Source organism: Luteimonas sp. A537 (genome assembly GCF_054052065.1).
In genome coordinates, this window is the sequence record NZ_JBSVRH010000030.1 from 1 (window position 1) to 529 (window position 529).

At 67.7% G+C, this 529-nt stretch carries 1 protein-coding gene; it reads right to left on the reverse strand.

From position 1 onward, the window contains the following. Positions 1-51: 51 nt before the first annotated feature. Positions 52-529: OmpA family protein (locus ACW7GZ_RS14925; RefSeq protein WP_457005788.1), on the reverse strand; the 478-nt coding region annotated here is incomplete at its 5' end.

Sequence of the window (529 nt, forward strand, 5' to 3'; positions counted from 1 at the left end):
ACGAAGCCCGGCACAAGGCCGGGCTCCGTGGTGTCACCTGTGCCGACGTCCTCAGTTCTGGACGTTCAGCTCCGTGCGGCGGTTGCGCGCGCGGCCGTCCGGGTTGTCCGAACCGTCGTCATTGGTGTTCGGCGCGATCGGGCGGCTCTCGCCGTAACCGGTCGGACCCACCATGCGCGACGAGTCGATGCCGTTCGAGGCCAGGTAGTCGTACACCGCGGTCGCGCGGCGCTCCGACAGCGACTGGTTGTACGCGTCGGTGCCCTTCGAGTCGGTGTGGCCAGCCACTTCGACCTTCAGCTCCGGGTAGCGCTTCAGGATCTCGATCGCCTCGTTGAGGATCGACACCGCGTCGGGACGCAGGGTCGACTTGTCGAAGTCGAAGTTCACGCCCTTCAGGTCGATCGACACCGGCACCGGGCAGCCGTCCGGACCGATCGTCTGGCCAGGCTGCGAATCCGGGCAGCGGTCGTCGCAATCGTTCACGCCGTCACCGTCGCTGTCCATGTCCGCGCAGCTCGGGGCCACC